Here is an 18284-nt window from a genome sequence, read left to right as displayed (position 1 = left end):
AAATTAATGGATTAATTAAGGGTTCATACTGCGATGAATAAGCCCTCTCACCCTAGGCTATTTTTTAAATTGAAGCAGCTTAACCAGCTTATCATGAATGGCCGTATTCGGGTAATTCCCGCTAAATTGGGAGGAACCCGGACCCATTGCGGTTAGCGCTACATCAACGGATGTATGCCCTCCTGTGGTCCAGTCGATATAAAACTTCTCATCAGAGCCTTTTACGGTAAAAGGACCGTCTTCTTTGGAAATACCTTCACCGGATTCATCCTCTGCATCTTCGCCTTCAATGGCCAAACCGCCTGTTTCATGGTCTGCCGTCACTAACACCAAAGTATCTGGATGCGCTTTGGCATAGTCCTTAGCTACTTTGACAGCCTTATCCAGCTGCTGCCCGGCTTTAATGGTTAATTCACCTTCATTGTCGTGCGCCATCTCATCCGTTCCTTCTTCCTCTACCATCAGGAAAAAGCCTTTTTTGTTTTTGGACAGAACATCAATCGCTTTCGCTGTCATATCCGGTAAAGAAACCGTTGGGTTGTAAGAATTGCCTAGTTTGTTGTGAGCTTGGAACATTTCTTCATTGGCGAACAGCCCTAGTAATTTAGAGCCTTTGGCTGCTTTCATTTCAGCCTGGTCTGTCACATAGCTATAGCCCAACTTCTTCGCTTGTTCCACCAAATTTCCTTGAGTTCCCTTACTAGCTTCCTCAGGATCTTCTGCCGGTGCATCTGGATGTTTGCCTGCTGTTCCTGCAGGGTACCAGAAATCCTCACCCCCGCCCAGAATCACATCCAGCTTGCTTTTCTCAATATACTGCTTGGCAATCTCGCTTTGAGCAGAACGCTTCTCAACATGCGCACCAAAGGCAGCGCCCGTCGCATCTGTCACTTGGCTTGTCGTCACTACTCCTGTAGACATGCCTGCTTTTTTAGCCAGCTCCATAATGGTTGTCACTGGTTTTTTATTCAAATCCATTCCGATCGCGCCGTTATACGTTTTCACACCTGTTGCAATGGCAGTCGCAGCGGCGGCAGAATCTGTAACCAGGTTGTCCCCTGAACTCGTGCTAACGAGGCCTGTTACAGGCATCTTGTCCATTTCAAGCAATCCTGATTTCCCAACCGTTGCTAAGCGAATCGCGTTGCGACTGGCTTCCCCCATACCATCACCGATAAAAAGAATGACGTTTTTAGGAGTATCCGCTTTAGCTGATACAGCCTTCTGTGCCTTGGACTCTGCGACAGTGGACTTCGTAGGAGCCGCGGCTGCAAAAGCTTTAGGGATATCAGCAGATAATAAGGGTACAGTCAAAACAGTCACAGCACTCAACGCAAGGATACTCTTTTTCATGGAACGCTTTTTCACAAGGTCACACTCCAATAAATTTAATATTCATATATGATAAATTCATCATATATTGGTTTTGTAAAAAATCGTAAAGCACTAGGTTTCCCGAATGTAAAAAATTGAAGTGGTCATCTATATTTTATAAAAAAAGAAGACATCGACTCCTGGTATTCCAAGAGTTGATGTCTTCTGGTGTTTATATTAAATCGCGGCGATATTTTTGCCGATGGGCATGGTGTAGTATAGCGGTTTTTGCTGTCCGTTTTGCTGATAAACTACAAGCAACAGTGTGCGGCCTTCGGCTGTTAATGGGCTACCACCACTCAGGATATGATCCAGACTGAACGGCAGGACATCCAGCACAGCGTGCTTTTGCAGTTCCTTTTCACCCAGCTTCAAGGAAGCAAAGGCTGGGATCATCTCGCGGTATGGCTGCGGCTGTTGGCTAGCCACATCCATCTCACCCGTGCTTTCCTCGCCCACATCTGCCACCGCAGGTGACAACAGCGCATCCGGGTGCTGAAGGGCCATTTTCATATAGCTGGACCAATCGTCCTTCTCCAGGGTATGTTCCCACCAGATTTTACGCGGCTTATATTTATGGTTTAAGAAATAATCAAGCTTCATCAGCCCAAGTACCATTTCCATTCGCTTGGTTCCCCGCGATTCCAAAAAGGACTGGAGACGCGTAAACAGGTCTTCGAGCTGATGTCCGATTTTTTGCCAGCCCTGTCCTTCCCAGTAGTCTCCAAATTCCTGAAAGAAATCAAAGGCGGACGAGAATTCACGCTCAATCAGGTAGCTCACCGTATGGTCCATACGATGAGAGTTCCAGTATTTCTCCAATACATCTTCCAAGCGTTTGAGCCTCACAATGTCGGCAAAGGAAAGGACGTCATTGCTCAACATTTCATACGGCGCAACATCCATATAGGTATAGTTATACTTATCGGCGTCAATGCGTAGACCTGTACCACGCAGCATTTTGAGGAAGCCAAGCTGAAGCTCTTCTGGACCAAGCGCAAAAACGTCATTAAATGTTTTACGGAATGTATTGTAGTCCTCCAATGGCAATCCAGCAATCAGATCCAGATGCTGGTCGATTTTCCCGCTTTGCTTGACCTTTGTAACGGTGCGGGAAAGCTTGGTAAAGTTCTGGCGGCGCTTAACCAGTTCATTGGTGGGATCATTCGTTGATTGGACACCGATCTCAAAGCGAAATACCCCCGGTGGTGCATTCTCCGCCAAATAATCCAACACCTCGGGACGCATAATATCTGCCGTAATCTCAAACTGGAAGACACAGCCACGGTGATTTTCAATCAAAAACTTGAACATTTCCAGCGCATAATCGCGTTTAATATTAAAGGTTCGGTCCACAAATTTAATCAATTTAGCCCCATTGTCAATCAGATACAGAATATCCGACTTAGTGCGCTCAATATCGTAATAACGCACCCCGACCTCAATGCTGGACAAACAAAATTGGCAACTGAACGGACAGCCCCGGCTCGTTTCAAAATAGACAACCCGTTTCCCGAGCTCCGGGATATCCTCTGCAAAACGATATGGAGACGGCAGCTCGTTCAAGTCCGCTTTTGGTCGACCCGGCATGATAATAACCTCTTCTCCCTTACGGTAAGCCAATCCATATACAAAATGAAACTTGCGATCTCCTTCCAGTTCCTGCAGCAGTTGATGGAAGGTTTCCTCTCCCTCACCAACAACAATAAAATCCACATTCGCCAAGCGCTTCATCCAGTGCTCCGTATCGTAAGATACCTCCGGGCCACCCAAAACAATTTTGACCTCGGGCATAATCTTTTTCAACACATCAATGACTTTAATCGTCTCTTCAATGTTCCAAATATAACAGGAAAAACCGATGACATCTGCTCCCCGTTGAAACAGATCAGATACGATGTTCATCACCGGGTCCTTAATTGTATACTCCGCCAGCTCGATATCAAAATCCTTTTCACTGTAGGCTTTGAGGCATCGGATGGCCAGCGAGGTATGAATGTATTTTGCGTTTAATGTTGATAAAATGACTTTCATAGGTCACAACCTTCTATAAATTTGCACGGACTTTTATATCCTTAGTATAGCTATTCAAAATCCTCGTACACATCGTCTACAAAAATCTCGTCCTCGCTCACCATTCCGCCGGTATTCCCCTGATTTTGAAAGAAATCAAGAAACGGCTTGCCATACTTGCGGAACTTCACTTCACCAACACCCTTGATCCGCAGCATGTCTGCTTCGGATTGCGGACTCGCTACGCTCATCTCTCGCAGCGTGGCATCATTGAAGATGATATAAGACGGTACATGCTCCTGAGCGGCCAGATCGCGACGGATTAAGCGCAATTGCTCAAACACAGTTTCGTTAACTGCGGCAGGATAGGTGTCGCGTCCCTTTCGTCCGCGTGAACCTGCTCCACCTGCAAATGCTGTGGCATGCCGCACCACACGCTGCATAACTTCGCGCTGCCCTCTCAGCACTTCAGCAGCAAGCTGTTGCAAGCGGACGACTGGATATTGCCCCTCGGACAGCATCAGATAGCCTTCCGAAACAAGAACATTGATAATTTCAGCAATTTCTTTCTCCGTTCGGTTGCCCATCACGCCATAGGTTGGCAGGCTGTCAAAACCATACTGCAGCACTTTTTTGTTACGCGAGCCTTTCAACACCGAGGCCACCATCGAAACCCCATACCTCTCCCGCATACGATGAATGCACGAAAAAATCTTTTGCGCATCTATAGTCATATCGACCAGTTCCCGCTCGTCAGTACATGAACTGCATATGCCGCAGGCTTCATGCTCCTCCGCTTCTCCGAAATACTCCAGCTGTGCTGAACGTAGGCAGCGAGTCGTGTAACAATAGTCAACCATCTGCTGGAGCTTGCGGTAGTCGTTGCGCTTACGGTCTTCATCCTGAGGATTTTGCTCAATCAGGAACTTCTGGGTCACAATATCTTGCGGTCCGAACAGCAAAATACATTGACTCGGGTCGCCATCACGTCCTGCGCGTCCCGCTTCTTGTACGTACGCCTCCATATTTTTAGGCATATTGTAATGAATGACATAGCGTACGTTTGATTTATCTATGCCCATACCGAAGGCATTGGTTGCGACAATGACACGGATATCGTCGTACAGAAACCCTTCCTGGCTATCTGCACGTTCCTGATCTGTCATTCCTGCATGATAACGTCCGGCTGCCATGCCAGCGTCGCGCAGGCGTTGATATAAATCATCCACGTCCTTACGTGTCGCCGCATAAATAATGCCCGATTCACCCTCATGTTCACGGGCATAATTCAGTAAAAAGCTGCGTTTGTCCTCCCCTCGCAGCACACTGAACGCCAAATTCGGCCTTCCAAGCCCCGTAACGAACGTTTCCGGTGAGCGCAGACGAAGCAGGCGTACGATGTCATCCATAACCTGTGGTGTAGCCGTCGCCGTAAACGCAGCTACGATTGGACGTTCATACAGCCCGTCCACGAATGGAGCCACAGCCAGATAGCTGGTACGAAAATCATGCCCCCACTGGGATACGCAGTGAGCCTCATCTACCGCAACGCAGGAAATCGGTAACTGAGCCATCTCATCACGGAACCAATCCAGTTCCAGTCGTTCAGGGGCGACATACAGCAACTTCAAATCTCCGTTCCGTGCGGCGCGTATACGGTCATTGACTTCTCGACCGCTCAACGTGCTATTAATGTAGGCAGCTGCAATCCCCATCGTGGTCAGCGCATCCACCTGGTCTTTCATTAACGAGATCAGTGGTGACACAACAATGGTCAGCCCCTCATGCAACAACGCGGGAATCTGGTAGCATATCGATTTTCCGCCACCTGTCGGCATGATGCCCAGCGTATCGTTGCCTTCCAGCATACTGGCCACAATTTTCTTTTGTCCCTCCCGGAAATCGGGATAGCCATAAAATTTTTGCAGCAAGTCCTGCGCCCGTTCCAATGTTGGTGCTTGTACACTCATAGTTTCAAAACTCCTCATATTTCTAGCGTCCTCGACGCATATCGGCTTTTCTTTCGTTACCTTATAGTTTACCGGGGTTAAGGGCAATGTTCAACCGCTGGAAGTCTGTCCATCGGGTTTTAGTCTCTTATGGCATTCGCTGTTTTCTCATGATATAGTGAACACGGTGCCGCAAATGGTCCACAACTATGAAGAGATACGGCTCCAAGAAGGAGAAAGAACCCATGAATAATCGGAAACCTCAAAGGAAAAATCATACAAAATCAACTTCAAACACAAGCCACTCCAGACGCAATCACAAACCCGCCGGAAAATCTGGCTCCTATAGACCGGAAGCTCAACGGAAAACCCATACTTTGGATAAATCCCCTGCCAAAACATACATCGTTCAGGAACCTGCAGAGCTATTGAGCTTTTTAGTTGAGCATGTGACTGGCATGGGTCGTAATTCCATTAAATCGGCATTGGCGCGTGGGCAAGTTTCCGTCAACGGTACTCCTCGTACTGTGCATAATTTTCCGCTGGAGCAAGGACAGACTGTCGCGCTCTCCAAGGAAAAGGTAGCTCCTGTGGTGCCGCTAACCGGGCTGCGTATTTTGCATGAGGACGAAGCTATTATCGTTATCCATAAAGATGCTGGGCTACTTTCTGTCGCTTCTGCGCAGGAACAGGAAGTCACAGCCTATCGCCAGCTTACAGCCCACGTACGACGCGAGCATCCGTATAACCGTATTTTTGTACTGCATCGTTTGGATCGTGATACATCAGGAGTGATGATGTTTGCGAAAAGCGAAGCCATACAGCAGGAAATGCAACAAGCGTGGAAGGAAGTTGTGTATGAACGAACATACATTGCTCTCGTAGAAGGACAGGTTAAAAAAGACGCGGGCACAATCACCTCATGGCTGAAAGAAAGCAAGACGCTGAAAATGTACTCCAGTCCTTATCCGAATGACGGCCAGCATGCAATCACTCACTACAAGCGGCTTCAGGCCAATCGGCATTTTTCTTTGCTGGAAGTACGTTTGGAGACCGGACGCAAAAATCAAATTCGCGTGCATATGGAGGATATCGGTCATCCGATTGTTGGAGATAAAAAATACGGTTCCAAGAGCAAGTCGATTGGGCGCCTTGGTCTGCATGCACAGGTATTGTCGTTTATTCATCCCGTCACCGGAGTATTGCTGCGTTTTGAATCCGACATTCCTAAAAGCTTTTTGAATCCGTTTCGGGAGTAGACTGGAGCAAAGCACACGAAGAAGAGTGTAAAAATACAAAGGGAAATTAGGGGGCTGTAAAAAAACAGCCCCTTTTTTTGTTGGTTAAGCGGTATGCCTCCGAACACCATCAGCCATTTTCATCAACTCATCCCATATGTATATGGGTGAATTACACACTGGACATTCTACCCAACCGTTTAAGTAAGGTAACTGGGCAAGAAGTAATTTCTCATCTATTTTTTGAGCATATTCGTATAGCCACTGTATATCGGCACCTCTATGGTCCAATGAACGGGGGCGAATCGGATAGGAGATTAGATTGCCTGAACTGACAGGGTCTTTATCATAGACAACGAGAGTGTCACCCTGTTCATCAGGCCAAATATAGAGCGGGGTACCGCAATGGGGACAATCCAGCATATATTCGTCACCTGTATCAAAAGTTTGTAGCATATAGGCTACGCAATGATCCCCCTCAAAGGCGGCAGCCGCAGCGAGAACATAGCGCTTGCCGACATCTTCTTCGTGTTCTTTCGCATAGAGCACCATTTCTTCCGTCAATTCTGCAAGGCGAACGATGGCACTTCGATATTGCGTATAAATATATTCTGCCAGGCTAGAATCCACTTCCACCTGATCCCTTGCAAATTCCAACGGGATTTTAGTATGTAAGGGATTATTATTTTTCGCTTCAAATATTCCACAAATGGTATATATATCTGCCCGAATCTCTATATCAGAACTTTTTAGCGCAATGTCTACTAGGTAAGGTACAGCCGCAAAAGTACAAGTATACAACGTATTTTGGTGATACAATTCCTCCCAATACAAGGTGTCAGCCATTTCGCCATCATATCCGGCTTGGAGCTGTTTTAACATTTCTGGAACGTATTGAGAAGAACCGTAGGGGCCTTGGAGCAGAGTCCAGGCCGGATCGGACAAAGCCAGCATCTTGATACTCCTTCCACCGTTTTTCTTACAGTCATGAGATAAGTTTATAAAATGAGTTTGCGATCAAAATTCATTTTAACTTCATAATTCTTAGCTTGTTACGTTTATTTCATTATACGCATAACAGTGGCTGAAGTTGCTTTTCTCATTTTATGCAATGTACAAAATCACTATTTTTCAGGGCCTATAATCATATTCGGTTAAGCTTTCAGCATTATGAAGGTAACATACATTAAATTCATGAATTACGAACCTAGATCTTTTGTTGTACTACGAACCTTCTGCCAATTCCGTTCCCTTCCTGTATACATATATACATAGTCCACATTATAAGCTCTGTTACTTAAAAATTGCTGAGTAAGAAATAAAGTATATTAACGTTTAATTCCCATACATGTAAAATCGAGAGGATCTCAAGTAAATCTGCCTGTTTTTAATGATACCAAACGGGTAAAACATACATGTTCAAGTCTTTATTTTATCCGCTACAAAGCTGATTTTATGAATCGGTATATGAAAAGGCGTACTGGGAATATTACGTATGAATACTGCGACTATAAGGGGAAATAGCCTATGACCATAACACCGGAACAGCGGATTACCCTGCACGGATTTAACAATTTGACCAAATCATTGAGCTTTAATATGTACGATATTTGTTACACCAAAACCAAAGAAGAACGCGAGGCCTATATTGAATATATTGATGAACAATATAACTCGGATCGACTGACAGCTATTTTAAAAAATGTATCCGATATTATCGGCGCCCATGTACTCAATGTTGCTCAGCAGGATTATGTCCCTCAAGGAGCGAGCGTGACAGTGCTTATATCAGAAGGGCCGATTGTGGAGGTACCGAATGAATCGTATGCAGAATCACCAGGTCCCCTACCTGAGTCTGTCGTGATACAGCTGGATAAAAGTCATATTACGGTTCACACCTACCCTGAATATCATCCAGACGAGGGGATCAGCACGTTTCGTGCAGATATTGATGTTTCTACCTGTGGGGAAATCTCCCCGCTCAAGGCACTTCACTATCTGACTCATTCTTTTGACACTGACATTATGACGATTGATTACCGGGTACGCGGCTTTACACGTGATACGAATGGTCATAAGCTTTTTATCGACCACGACATTGCCTCGATTCAAAACTATATTCCCGACGAAGTGCGCAATCAGTATGACATGATCGACGTAAACGTGTATCAGGAAAATATTTTCCATACCAAATGCAAGCTAAAACAATTTGATCTGGACAACTACCTGTTCGGCTACACAAAAGAAAGTCTGAGTGAAAAAGAGCAACAAAATATATCAACACGACTCAAAATCGAAATGGACGAAATTTACTACGGCAAAAATATGACGTAAACCAAAAATGGATCATTTCGTTATACAAAGGACGATTGCTTAGACTGGAATTCAGCCGGGCTTTCGTCTTTTTTGGATACAAGATCATATATATTACTCAGCTTGATCTGTACAAGTGGAAGAATGTTCACTATGATAGGGGAAGAAACCACTAATTTAAACTATCAGCCTAGATCTTAGACTTGCTCCCGATTGTAAGCGCAATCAATTGATCACTATTTTGTTTTAAAAGACAAAGGAGGAATTTGCATGCAAGGCGGTATTGGCGGTAAAAATATTATTTTACGACTGGAAATTTCCACCGAGCACATCCAGTTTGGTCAATTGATTACGTTGGTAAACGAACATGGCGGAGATGTCATCGCCATTGACGTCATCCGCACCTCTGAGAAGGCCACTGTGAGAGATATTACAGTCACCATTGCTGATCCAGCAGAAATCGACCGAATGATCGCCCGGATTAAAAAAGCACAAGGTGTAAAGGTACTGTCCATCTCTGATCGCACCTTCCTCTTACATCTCGGGGGCAAGATTGAAATGCAGCCTAAGGTCCCGATTCAAAACCGCGATGACTTATCCCGGGTATACACTCCTGATGTGGCACGCGTATGCATGGCAATTCATGAGGAGCCAGACAAAGCTTTCCGATTAACAATTAAGCGTAACACCGTCGCTGTCGTCTCTGACGGAAGCGCTGTCCTCGGACTCGGCAACATCGGCCCGTATGCAGCCATGCCGGTTATGGAAGGCAAAGCCATGCTGTTCAAGCAGCTTGGGGCCGTCGATGCCTTCCCCATCTGCCTGGATACGCAGGACACGGAAGAAATCATTAAGGCCATTAAGCAACTGGCCCCAGCCTTTGGCGGTATTAATCTGGAGGATATTTCATCGCCACGATGCTTTGAAATTGAACAGCGATTACGTGACGAGCTGGATATACCTGTTTTTCATGACGATCAGCATGGCACAGCTGTTGTTTTATACGCAGGGCTGATTAATGCGCTCAAGGTGGTCGGCAAAGCTCTGTCTGACGTCAAAATTGTCGTCTGCGGTATCGGGGCTGCAGGTGTCGCCTGTACCAAAATCTTGCTATCTGCAGGGGCAGTGAACATTATTGGTGTAGACCGTCACGGTGCGCTTACAGCTGATGAAACCTATGAGCATCCGATGTGGAACTGGTATGCGCAGCATACCAACCCTGAACGGCTGTCCGGCACGCTATCTGAGGTTCTGAAGGGCGCAGATGTGTTTATCGGTCTGTCGGCAGGCGGAATATTGCAACGAGAAGACGTGAAGCGTATGAAGGAAGCTCCTGTCCTGTTCACCATGGCGAACCCGGTTCCGGAAATTAACCCAGAGGATGTCGAGGATATTGCAGGGGTCATCGCCACCGGACGTTCGGACTATCCTAACCAGATTAACAATGTACTTTGCTTCCCTGGCATATTCCGAGCAGCACTGGACTGTCGCGCCCGTGAAATTAACGAAGAGATGAAGCTGGCAGCTGCAGAAGCCATCGCAAGCACAATCCGTCCCGATGAATTAAACAAACTGTATATTATCCCGGGTGTATTTAACGAGGGCGCCGTACAACAGGTGCGTAAAAAGGTGATTCAAGCTGCGATTGCGAGCGGTACAGCCAGAAGAGTTCCTAGAGATTTCAGATAGAAGAAAAGGATTGCTCCCGTAAAATGGGTGCAATCCTTTTGTATAGAAGGCTAGGTCTGTATTTCGATGCCCTTCACAGCAGTTATGACTTCCATTTAGAAAACAATTGACTGGCACGCTGGGCAAACTCCTCCAGGTTGATGCTGGAGTTGTCCAGCTTGTAATACCATTTTTTGATCGTATCTAAAATCCATGAAGGAACCTTAACCTCGGAGAAACCGGAATAGAACGTATGATACGCCCACACCAAATGCTCCCAACGCTTGTCATCGCCTTCTTTTACATATTCAGATACGTCTAATACCTTGGCGCGTCCGTCTTGCATGAGTACATTCTTGAGATGAATATCACGGGGATTCAGTCCCCTGGACCGAACAAATTCCCTCGCCTTTTCCACGTCCAAAATGACCTGCTCCGGCACCGGAATTCCTTGCAGCAGGCAATCTAGCAACGTAACACCAGATTCGTAACTAATGACAATATACTTATCGCCTTTTCCGTAATAATGAGGAAAAAAATCAGACCCTTGCAAACGCTCATATACATCGGCTTCTGCATCTTTTTTTTCGATCGCCATGTCTGAATACACCTTGAACGCGTAGCCTGGCAACGTATCGAGTGTAAATACAGCCGCATCTGTCCCAATGCCAATACAGCGTACGCCTTGGGTGGCTGTTTTAATGGTAACTGGGTCATTATCCTCCGTACTATATACGGTCACTTGACTTATGATGTCGTCTGCCTGCCTCCATGGTTCTACCATGCGCGGGTCCCTCCTTCTCTGTTCTACCCATTTCAAATGAAGTTAGATTTATAACAGATAAATAGTATTACGGACCAGCTTTTGAAATAGCTTCAAAATAGGTTAGATTCTTTTGGATAACACGATATGTACCGTGTCTAACGTGCGTCTGGCAGGAGCAGCCTTCTTAACTCTGTGTAACTTGCCGCGGTTTTATAAGCCCCCGACACATCAGATTCCGGGAAAGCGTTCCTGTGATTGAACCAAATGACCTGCCAATTTGCAGCCATAGCTCCCGCCACATCATTACGCCAGGAATCCCCAATGTAGCAGCAATGCTCTGCTAAAGTTCCTGTCCGTTCGTTCACTATTTCGAAAATGCGCGGATCAGGTTTAGCATAACCAACGGTCCCAGACACAAAAATATGCTCTGCTGCAACATGATTTTCCAGTGTCATGGCTTTAATTTTGCTCATCTGGTGTTCTTCAAGACCGTTCGTAATTAAACCAACCACATAGCCAGCCGAGCTCAATTCATCAATTAACGAAGTAGCCCCCTTAAAAGACTCAATTCGGTACTGACGATCCAAGTATTCTTGTTGGACATGCACTGCCTGCTCACGGGTAATATCTACCCCGAATTCTTGTAGAGCCAGAATAAAACGACCTTCCCTCATCTCATCCAGTTCTTCCTGCCCTGCTTTCCCCTCCAATAGTCCTCCTTTAGCCGATAGTAAATCGCTGTAATAGCGAATACGGTGGTAGACTTCCTCATATGGAAAACGCTCACTTAATCCTAATACTGTACGTAATGCATCACGTGTAGGGTGCAAATGATCGTACATCGTATCATCTACATCAAAAAAAACAGCCTTCTTTTGCAAGTTCATATGCCCACTTCTTTCTGTTAAATCTTTGGATGACACTCCTCTATACCTTGTCCTGATATTATACCCGTTGACCTATTACGTTGCACCCTGACCTACCCAGCCCGTATCTGTCATTCACCCTTCTCAGATAATAACATACACTGAAAAGACTGCATTTTGGCAAACTCACTTTACTTCACTACTGCGCTAACATAGGCATCTTGTCCTAATTTGAACGAAAGCGTTTTATTTTGATAGCACACGGGTAAAAGGTCACATTTTTGAAAATATTCGTCATACAGGTTTACATTTCGTGTAAAATCACGTACCTTTTAGGGATGAACGCTTTACAGATGTACTTGGATAAGGGAGGTATACACAATGGATTCCGGTTCTAACCTAGCCTATGGATCAGCCACACCTTTGATTGAGGCACTTATAGAGTTTGAACAGGAGCTTGAAGCGAACCGGCATTCTCTGAGTTTTGATTTGGGATTGATTATGGAACAAGGCCGCGCTCCGCGATATATGGCTACACCGCCTGATGTTATTCCTTTTGCCCACGCTGGAGTGGACGGGATACATTATGGCTTTTTAACCGATTTTGGTCTTGAAAAGGACCTTTCACAGGCTCCGATTGTATGCGTCTCTCCCGTCGATTGGACGGGGGTATGGGTGGTTGCCCGCCATTTGCAGGATTTTTTAAGCGTTGTTTATACAGAAAACAGTTCATTAAAACGATACTATGCCAGTGGAGCAGACTATTCTGGACATGCTGGTCAGCGTCCTCCGCAGGCTGTGGATGAACGTACCGCGTTTGTACGCGAATGCTTTCGGGAGCGCTTTGGCATTCTGCCGATTCAAGATATGGCCGCCTACATCGACAGCTTGCGAACAGAGCGTAAGCAAAATGAAGTTGCTCCTACACTGAATGGCTTGGGTATTCAGGCACCTTCTTCTTTGAAGCGTAGCTCTTCTATTGAGAGCGACTTCTTGAACGTAACGGAGCCATTCCTTTGGGAACAACAAGGTGAAGCTGTACGTGATTTGTTCCGCAGCGGTTCGCGTGAAGCCAGACTGGCCTTTATTCGGGATGCTCAGACACGGCATCTGTTCACCCATTCAGCCCTTCGAGCTTTTGTAACAGGACAGCTTAGGCTGATGGGCTTGTCTGAGGCCGCAACATACCTAGAGGAGTCCTACTATACCGTTATTCCCGATACGATAGAATCTCGATAAACTCCATAGATTCCCCCAATTTAACCGCCTCTGAAAAGGCGGCTTTTTGTGCTACAATAAATGAAAACAACAGGGTCGAACGACCTGGGGCGCATGAAAGAGAGCGAGCATGAATAATCATTCCTATCCTACTCCTGAAATCATTGAGGTTTGTCTGCTAGCAGGCAAACTGATGATGCAAAATGGAGCCGAGACCTATCGTGTTGAAGATACGATGTCCCGCATTGCTTCAGCCTATGGCATATCCCAGTCCCATAGCTATGTAACACCCACTGGAATTTTTTTTGCCATTAATGATTCGGAACCTGCCAAGCTAATCCGGATCGTAGAGCGGACTACAGATTTGCACAAGGTGACCGAGGTGAACTCCATTTCACGTAAAATCAGCGCAGGCACTTTGTCTCCCAGCGCAGCCGTAAAAGAGCTTTCGGAAATTGAACGTGGTCCCCTCCGCTATTCCAATCGTGTACAACTGATCGCTGCAGCGTTGGCCAGCGGTTGCTTTATGATCATGTTTGGTGGAGTGTGGCGAGATTTCCCCGGAGCTGTGTTGTGCGGCGGTATCGGATTTGCAGCCTTACAATATTTCCACAGGCTCGTTAAGGTTAAGTTTTTCTCAGAATTTTCTGCATCTTTTCTAATCGGCTTGCTGGCGGCTCTGTTAGTGATTGTTGGCGGGGGTCAGATGATGGATAAAATTATCATTGGCTCCGTTATGCCACTGGTGCCGGGCTTGTTAATTACAAATGCTCTTCGGGATTTAATGTCCGGGCACCTAGTCTCAGGGCTTTCCAAAGGTGCAGATGCTTGCTTGACGTCTTTCGCCATTGGTGCTGGTGTTGCAGTTATCATTTCTTATATGTAATTTGGAGGAGATTCAAGCTTATGCTTGCACAATTATTCACAAGCTTTATTGCCACCGCTGCTTTCGGTATACTGTTCCACGCTCCTCGGCGTTCGCTGCTGCAATGTGGTTTTGTCGGTATGCTGGGCTGGCTTGTCTATTATTCAACCACGGATAGCATGGGACCTGTGAGCGCCAGCCTTTTAGCCACGATCCTTATCGGCATCGTCAGTCAAGGTTTTGCTAGACTGTACAAAATGCCTGTGATTATTTTCAGCGTGGCAGGCATGATTCCCCTGGTGCCAGGAGGAATGGCTTATAATGCCATGCGCCAGTTCGTACAACAACATTATCCTCAGGCACTGGAGCTGGCCATGAGCACACTCATGATCGCCGGGGCAATAGCAGTCGGTTTGGTGATCTCTGAGGTGCTTAATCAAATCTTTCACAACGTACGTTTTAAACCTCAGCGTTAAAAACGAAGAAATAACAAAGTAAAAAAGGCTGCTCCCAAAATCGCCACACTGACAGTGTATGAGACGATGGTGGGGACAGCCTTTTTGTGTAGCTCAATATTAATCTACTCGCTTACCTAATATAGCCAGATCTCGCTCTATGCTGTCCAGCACGGCAACACGTGGATAGTATCCCCACTGCTCAAAGCCAAACTTCCGCAGCAGCGCAATACTCGGTTCATTATGACCAAATACAAACCCCAACAACGTTGTAATTCCTAGTCTAGGACATTCATTTAGCAAGTGCTGTACCAGACGGCTTCCAGTGCCGGTTCCACGAGAATCCTCATGGACATAAATGCTAATTTCCGCTGTACCGTTATAAGCTGGACGGCCATAAAAGGACTGAAGGCTGGCCCATCCGGCAATGTTCCCCTTTTGTCTTAGTACCCACAAAGGGCGGTGGTTTTCCTGATGAGCTTCAAACCATGTAATGCGGCTCTCCACTGTCACAGGCTCCAGGTCTGCCGTGACCATACGTCCTGCAATCGTAGAATTATAAATATCCACAATATCGGGAAGATCCTCCCTGCATGCAATTTCAATGGAAAAAGATTGGTCCTTGTTCATTATCGTATCTGCCCCCCTATTGTGGTGATTTATTTATTGTACAGGACAAGCGCTGGAACAGCCATATCGAGTTGTTTTGCGGATTAACCCCAAAGGGTCTTATAATAGAATTTGAAGATAAGCCAGCACTACATTAACCAATTTAACAACATGAGACGGGAGGTATGCTTCGGAATCAAAGGAATCCGAAGCAGCTTAATATGAATATTGGAACTCAAATTTTGATTTTGGAAGTGTCTATGGGACCTTTTTTTGGACATTCGATCATTCATCCTGTACTGCTCAAGGACGAGGATGGACTTACATTGATAGACTCGGGCATGCTTGGCCAATTGGAGCCTCTGCGCAAGGCTATTTCAGATGTGGGTGAGGATATAAGCCGTCTGAAAAGAATTATTATAACGCATCAGGATATTGACCATATCGGAAATGTTCAAGCACTGCTGGACTTGCTACCGAACACTGCCCTGCTGGCCCATAAGGATGACATTCCATATATGACAGGAGAACGACCATTTATAAAGCTGACGCCGGAACGCATCAATCTGATGGAGCCTGCACTCAAGCAACAAGCAGAGGATATGATTCGCCGCCTGCCAGATTTGCGCTTTGCTCATATGCTTGAGGACGGTGAACATCTGCCTTATGGTGGAGGCATACAGATTATTCATACACCTGGTCACACGCCCGGACATATCAGCTTGTATGTGCCTGCACACAAGCTGCTGTTGGCAGCAGATGAACTGCGTGTAGTCGAGGGTGAGCTGGTCGGTCCCGCTGAGTCGGCTACGCCGGATATGCCGTTGGCTCTGAAGAGCCTCGATAAACTGACCGTATTGGATGTAGATAAGGTACTCTGCTACCATGGTGGTTACTATGATCAGAATGTGCAGGCACGTCTGCAAGCATTAAGTCAGTCAAGAGAATAAGCCATATAAATTATGATGTAATAAGAGCTATAATGAATAAATGGACAGAAAGGAATGAGACTCTATGAATGATAAAATTACCAGATTGTATGATGAACTGAAGTCACAAGCTTGGGATGGCCTACTTGTGACCGATCCCAAACATATTTACTACCTGACAGGCTTCGCCAGTGATCCGCATGAGCGTTTTCTAGGGCTCGTGCTGCTTCGTGACCAAGAACCAGAACTAATTGTACCAGCCCTGGACGCAGAAGCTGCCCAAGCTTCTTCCTCGGTGACGCGTATATCCACCCACACCGATACGGACAATCCGTATGATCTGTTACGCCAACGCACAGGTACCGGAGTGAAAGCATTCGCACTGGAAAAGGAACACGTCTCCGTCCTCCGTTACGAACAACTACATACTGCCATTGGCGCTGCTCAATATGTTGACTTGGGTCCGGTGCTTCAAGACATGCGCGTGAGAAAAACTCCTGAGGAAGTACAACGTTTGAAGCATGCAGCTCGTTTGGTGGAAGATGCTCTTCGTCACGGCCTAACCCATGTTCGCGAAGGGGTGACCGAAGTCGAGTTGGTAGCCGAAATCGAATACCAGATGAAAAAACTCGGTGCAGATGGTCCATCCTTTGACACTACAGTGTTGTCTGGACCCAAAACAGCCTTGCCACATGGTGTCCCAGGGACCCGCAAGCTGCAACACGGCGATCTGCTCATGTTTGATATGGGTGTATATTCCGATGGTTATGCTTCGGATATTACACGCACTTTTGCCTTTGGCAAGCTTTCGACTGAGCTGGAAACGATATATAATACGGTTCTTCGCTCAAATGAAGCCGGAATTGCCGCCATTCGCCCGGGAGTTTCCTGCGCATCCGTAGACCAGGCAGCTCGAGCCGTTGTTGAAGCCGCTGGATATGGCCCTGCTTTTAACCATCGGGTTGGACACGGTCTTGGTATGAGTGTTCATGAATACCCATCTGTACATGGAGGCAATAGCGATCTGCTTCATGAAGGGTTTGTGTTCACGATCGAACCCGGCATCTACCTACCAGGTCTTGGGGGTGTGCGGATTGAAGATGACGTTCTGGTCACCTCTGAGGGTGTTGAAGTGCTGACTTCTTTTCCGAAGGAACTGACCGTGCTGGGGTAATCTATTGCTATTCTTTATATTGATATGTTAAAAGTACAAAAAAAAAGAGGGGCAACCCCAAGCCAATTAAGGCTTGAGGGTTTGCCCCTCCTCTTCTATCAAACGGAAATTACGTGCGATGTATAAAATCGGTGTACCTGCCGCAGTCAGTACAAATTTTAAGATGTAGGTGGTGAACAGCAGTTCGATCCATATCCCCCACGCATAGCCGTAAAAGGCAATGCTACAGAAAATGAGGGTGTCTATAAACGAGCTGATCATCGTGCTGCCATTGCCGCGAATCCAGAGCTGATGACGCTCCGGGAAAAACTTGCGAATCCAGGCATATAGACGCACGTCCAGCAATTGACTGACCGCATAGGCTGTCAAGCTGGCAAGCGCAAGCCTTGGCAACAATCCGAAGAGCTGTTGCATCGGTGTCTGGGCAAAATCGGTTGCAGTAGGCTCAAATAACAGCACCATCTGCATCGTGATCGTCGTCATAATCAGAGTAAAAAAGCCAAACCACACAGCTTTTCGCGCCTCTTTAGGCCCATATTTTTCATTTAGTAAATCGCTGGCCATATACATAGAAACATACATTGTATTTCCCAATGTCGTGGTAATGCCGAGCAGATCAATGGTTTTGGTTACCTGAATATTGGCCAAAACAGTAGCAACGCCAATCCAGGCGTATAGCCCTTTTTTACCAAACAACCGATAACATAGCAAAAAGAACATAAAATTGACGAGGACAAATGCTGCCCCCCATAACAGATTAAACATGAAATCCTCCTAGTTTTGATAGCGCGGGATGGTTGCGAACCGCGGTTCATCCGAACAAGCCGGAAAAACATTATTTTAATGT

General features: G+C 46.3%; 16 protein-coding genes. 8 read left to right on the top strand and 8 right to left on the bottom strand.

Annotated elements, in window-relative coordinates:
* Positions 1–57 precede the first annotated feature (57 nt).
* From HFE01_RS02415 to recQ, 3 genes are all read right to left on the bottom strand, one after another.
* Complete coding sequence (locus tag HFE01_RS02415) at positions 58–1368, bottom strand: alkaline phosphatase (RefSeq protein ID WP_167438207.1); 1311 nt, start codon at positions 1366–1368, stop codon at positions 58–60.
* Positions 1369–1551: 183 nt separating this feature from the next.
* Positions 1552–3408, bottom strand: a complete 1857-nt coding sequence (locus HFE01_RS02410; protein WP_016820634.1) for a B12-binding domain-containing radical SAM protein — start codon at positions 3406–3408, stop codon at positions 1552–1554.
* Positions 3409–3458: 50 nt separating this feature from the next.
* On the bottom strand, positions 3459–5357 hold the full coding sequence (gene recQ / locus HFE01_RS02405) for a DNA helicase RecQ (RefSeq protein WP_025364353.1): 1899 nt from the start codon (positions 5355–5357) through the stop codon (positions 3459–3461).
* A gap of 224 nt (positions 5358–5581) precedes the next feature.
* On the opposite strand from recQ, the gene HFE01_RS02400 reads away from it, so the two are divergent.
* Positions 5582–6595, top strand: coding sequence for an RluA family pseudouridine synthase (locus HFE01_RS02400; RefSeq protein ID WP_017426584.1), 1014 nt, complete (start codon positions 5582–5584; stop codon positions 6593–6595).
* Between the two features lie 84 nt (positions 6596–6679).
* On the opposite strand, the gene HFE01_RS02395 is transcribed toward HFE01_RS02400, so the two are convergent.
* Positions 6680–7528, bottom strand: coding sequence for a hypothetical protein (locus HFE01_RS02395; RefSeq protein WP_044785831.1), 849 nt, complete (start codon positions 7526–7528; stop codon positions 6680–6682).
* A 573-nt stretch (positions 7529–8101) separates the two neighbouring features.
* Here HFE01_RS02395 and speD point away from each other — a divergent pair.
* Positions 8102–8908 (top strand): adenosylmethionine decarboxylase, encoded by an 807-nt coding sequence (speD, locus tag HFE01_RS02390; RefSeq protein ID WP_058711818.1) that lies wholly within the window; start codon positions 8102–8104, stop codon positions 8906–8908.
* A gap of 249 nt (positions 8909–9157) precedes the next feature.
* The gene (locus tag HFE01_RS02385) at positions 9158–10576 is read left to right on the top strand and encodes an NAD-dependent malic enzyme (RefSeq protein ID WP_107733964.1); all 1419 of its coding nucleotides are present in this window, start codon (positions 9158–9160) and stop codon (positions 10574–10576) included.
* A gap of 82 nt (positions 10577–10658) precedes the next feature.
* Here the strand turns inward: HFE01_RS02385 and HFE01_RS02380 are convergent, their stop codons facing one another.
* Together HFE01_RS02380 and HFE01_RS02375 are read right to left on the bottom strand one after the other, a co-directional pair.
* Entirely contained in the window at positions 10659–11339 is a 681-nt protein-coding gene (locus tag HFE01_RS02380) for a protein kinase family protein (protein WP_016820640.1), read from the bottom strand.
* A gap of 137 nt (positions 11340–11476) precedes the next feature.
* The gene (locus HFE01_RS02375; RefSeq protein ID WP_107733965.1) at positions 11477–12208 is read right to left on the bottom strand and encodes an HAD family hydrolase; all 732 of its coding nucleotides are present in this window, start codon (positions 12206–12208) and stop codon (positions 11477–11479) included.
* Between the two features lie 360 nt (positions 12209–12568).
* On the opposite strand from HFE01_RS02375, the gene HFE01_RS02370 reads away from it, so the two are divergent.
* From HFE01_RS02370 to HFE01_RS02360, 3 genes are all read left to right on the top strand, one after another.
* Positions 12569–13426: a hypothetical protein gene (locus HFE01_RS02370; RefSeq protein ID WP_025364351.1), complete on the top strand. Its 858-nt coding sequence runs from the start codon at positions 12569–12571 to the stop codon at positions 13424–13426.
* Between the two features lie 109 nt (positions 13427–13535).
* Complete coding sequence (locus HFE01_RS02365) at positions 13536–14291, top strand: threonine/serine exporter family protein (protein ID WP_013370006.1); 756 nt, start codon at positions 13536–13538, stop codon at positions 14289–14291.
* 20 nt (positions 14292–14311) lie between these two features.
* Entirely contained in the window at positions 14312–14746 is a 435-nt protein-coding gene (locus tag HFE01_RS02360; RefSeq protein ID WP_017426578.1) for a threonine/serine exporter family protein, read from the top strand.
* A 99-nt stretch (positions 14747–14845) separates the two neighbouring features.
* Here HFE01_RS02360 and HFE01_RS02355 read toward each other — a convergent pair whose 3' ends face one another.
* Positions 14846–15355: a GNAT family N-acetyltransferase gene (locus HFE01_RS02355; RefSeq protein ID WP_016820645.1), complete on the bottom strand. Its 510-nt coding sequence runs from the start codon at positions 15353–15355 to the stop codon at positions 14846–14848.
* A gap of 200 nt (positions 15356–15555) precedes the next feature.
* Here HFE01_RS02355 and HFE01_RS02350 point away from each other — a divergent pair, with 200 nt between their 5' ends.
* Together HFE01_RS02350 and HFE01_RS02345 are read left to right on the top strand one after the other, a co-directional pair.
* Positions 15556–16284: an MBL fold metallo-hydrolase gene (locus HFE01_RS02350; protein WP_459539966.1), complete on the top strand. Its 729-nt coding sequence runs from the start codon at positions 15556–15558 to the stop codon at positions 16282–16284.
* Positions 16285–16348: 64 nt separating this feature from the next.
* Positions 16349–17437 carry a M24 family metallopeptidase gene (locus tag HFE01_RS02345; protein ID WP_167438208.1) on the top strand — a complete coding sequence of 363 codons (1089 nt, stop codon included), beginning with the start codon at positions 16349–16351 and terminating at the stop codon, positions 17435–17437.
* Positions 17438–17503: 66 nt separating this feature from the next.
* Here the strand turns inward: HFE01_RS02345 and HFE01_RS02340 are convergent, their stop codons facing one another.
* Positions 17504–18202 carry a queuosine precursor transporter gene (locus tag HFE01_RS02340; RefSeq protein WP_016820648.1) on the bottom strand — a complete coding sequence of 233 codons (699 nt, stop codon included), beginning with the start codon at positions 18200–18202 and terminating at the stop codon, positions 17504–17506.
* Positions 18203–18284: the final 82 nt, after the last annotated feature.

Origin of the sequence: Paenibacillus sp. EKM10P (assembly GCF_011800655.1) — a bacterium.
GTDB lineage: Bacteria > Bacillota > Bacilli > Paenibacillales > Paenibacillaceae > Paenibacillus > Paenibacillus polymyxa.
This window is presented reverse-complemented; position numbering and strand designations above follow the sequence as displayed.

What these genes read in the sequence shown, in the direction of transcription:
- HFE01_RS02410 (WP_016820634.1), bottom strand. Translation starts at nt 3,408, where the DNA reads ATGAAAGTCATTTTATCAACATTAAACGCAAAATACATTCATACCTCG.
- recQ (WP_025364353.1), bottom strand. Translation starts at nt 5,357, where the DNA reads ATGAGTGTACAAGCACCAACATTGGAACGGGCGCAGGACTTGCTGCAA.
- HFE01_RS02400 (WP_017426584.1), top strand. Translation starts at nt 5,582, where the DNA reads ATGAATAATCGGAAACCTCAAAGGAAAAATCATACAAAATCAACTTCA.
- HFE01_RS02395 (WP_044785831.1), bottom strand. Translation starts at nt 7,528, where the DNA reads ATGCTGGCTTTGTCCGATCCGGCCTGGACTCTGCTCCAAGGCCCCTAC.
- speD (WP_058711818.1), top strand. Translation starts at nt 8,102, where the DNA reads ATGACCATAACACCGGAACAGCGGATTACCCTGCACGGATTTAACAAT.
- HFE01_RS02385 (WP_107733964.1), top strand. Translation starts at nt 9,158, where the DNA reads ATGCAAGGCGGTATTGGCGGTAAAAATATTATTTTACGACTGGAAATT.
- HFE01_RS02380 (WP_016820640.1), bottom strand. Translation starts at nt 11,339, where the DNA reads ATGGTAGAACCATGGAGGCAGGCAGACGACATCATAAGTCAAGTGACC.
- HFE01_RS02375 (WP_107733965.1), bottom strand. Translation starts at nt 12,208, where the DNA reads ATGAACTTGCAAAAGAAGGCTGTTTTTTTTGATGTAGATGATACGATG.
- HFE01_RS02370 (WP_025364351.1), top strand. Translation starts at nt 12,569, where the DNA reads ATGGATTCCGGTTCTAACCTAGCCTATGGATCAGCCACACCTTTGATT.
- HFE01_RS02365 (WP_013370006.1), top strand. Translation starts at nt 13,536, where the DNA reads ATGAATAATCATTCCTATCCTACTCCTGAAATCATTGAGGTTTGTCTG.
- HFE01_RS02360 (WP_017426578.1), top strand. Translation starts at nt 14,312, where the DNA reads ATGCTTGCACAATTATTCACAAGCTTTATTGCCACCGCTGCTTTCGGT.
- HFE01_RS02355 (WP_016820645.1), bottom strand. Translation starts at nt 15,355, where the DNA reads ATGAACAAGGACCAATCTTTTTCCATTGAAATTGCATGCAGGGAGGAT.
- HFE01_RS02350 (WP_459539966.1), top strand. Translation starts at nt 15,556, where the DNA reads ATGAATATTGGAACTCAAATTTTGATTTTGGAAGTGTCTATGGGACCT.
- HFE01_RS02345 (WP_167438208.1), top strand. Translation starts at nt 16,349, where the DNA reads ATGAATGATAAAATTACCAGATTGTATGATGAACTGAAGTCACAAGCT.
- HFE01_RS02340 (WP_016820648.1), bottom strand. Translation starts at nt 18,202, where the DNA reads ATGTTTAATCTGTTATGGGGGGCAGCATTTGTCCTCGTCAATTTTATG.